At 56.8% G+C, this 873-nt stretch carries 1 protein-coding gene; it reads right to left on the minus strand.

The genetic code is table 11. From position 1 onward, the window contains the following. Positions 1-468: 468 nt before the first annotated feature. Positions 469-873: hypothetical protein (locus tag ACXJ7R_RS34690; protein WP_457155732.1), on the minus strand; the 405-nt coding region annotated here is incomplete at its 5' end.

An 873-nucleotide genomic window follows, 5' to 3' on the forward strand; every position in this document is an offset into this window, starting at 1 on the left:
CCTAACTGCAACGCCGACCCTCCTTTGGCGACTAGTTATTAGCAACGACGCATGGAACGCTGACCGGGCATTTTTGTTCCGATCGCTTAACTCGGCAGTTCGTAGTGGATTGCCAATCGCGGCTGCAGGGCGCACCGTCGATCGAGCCCYGGCGGCCATCACTCTAGCATGCCAACCGGAGCGGCGGTTCGGCTGTTTCACAGAACATCCTCGACCGTCCTCTCGACGCATTCGCTTTGAAAAGCTCGCCACTTCGGAAGCCGCAGGCTTGAATGGCCTTGGACACTGAATTCACGCTCCGCCGAATGGGTTTCTAAGGCGGACCGTCAAATCTCGGCCCAAAGGAGGTTCCGTGTACCGGTTCCTCATATGGCTTCGATGCACATTTCAGACATTCAGTTAGGCAACGACACACTGACGAAGCCCGGCTTACTGGAATGGCGAGCCTCACCTGACGTACGAAACGCGCTATAATGGTAAATGACTTTTCGGCCTGAATTCGGTGACAACGATCGCGCGTATCCACAGCCAGCCCGCCAGCCAGGCGATTGCTGCCGCAAGAACGGCCAAGCCCAAATCAAGAGTCCACTCCGGAACGAACGCACGCAGTGCAATAGGCACCGCGCCGGCGACATAGAGGACGAGGGGAGTGCGAGGCACACCTCTTCCGACGGCAAGAGAGATCGCGAACGTGAGCGTCCCAAGCAGAAAAAGTAACGAACTGGCGACCAGAGCCAGGCCGAGCGGGCCGTCCCGCAGCTCTATGATTGTTGCCAGAGGAAGTTTCGAAAATACCAGATTGATCACCACTTCCACGCCTTCCAAACTTGCAAGTGCAATGAAGTTGATGACGAACGCGACTGTGCCAGGTAG

This window comes from Mesorhizobium sp. P5_C1 (genome assembly GCF_054049815.1).